The 276-nt window shown below is 77.9% G+C and carries 1 protein-coding gene; it reads right to left on the bottom strand.

The window, feature by feature from the left end; all coding sequences use genetic code 11:
* A partial coding sequence (locus tag DW309_RS15170; protein WP_275090550.1) for a phosphoenolpyruvate-utilizing N-terminal domain-containing protein occupies nucleotides 1-276 on the bottom strand: 276 nt, incomplete at both ends.

Raw genomic sequence — 276 nt, 5'->3', positions numbered from 1 at the left:
CGCAGGCGGGCGAGCACGCGCTGGGCGATGTCGTCGAGGTCGGCGGCGCGCTCCCCGAGGTAGCCGCCCACGGCCTCCAGCGTCGCGCGGAACCCGGCGAACGCGTCGTGCACGGCCCACTCCGCGGTGGCGCCGCGGTCGATGCGGGCATCCACCTCGTCCTGCAGCGTCGGGTCCTCGGCGATCATGGCCTGCGCCTCGAGCACCTCCTGCGCCGCTCCTCCGGCGGCCTCGCCGCGCGCGGTCAGCTCCCGCGCCACCGTGGCGACGGCCTCG

It is taken from the genome of Microbacterium sp. K41 (assembly GCF_004794395.1).
Taxonomy (GTDB): Bacteria; Actinomycetota; Actinomycetes; order Actinomycetales; family Microbacteriaceae; genus Microbacterium; species Microbacterium sufflavum.
The sequence above is the reverse complement of the archived record's forward strand: the minus strand, read 5'-3'. Positions and strand labels throughout refer to the sequence as shown.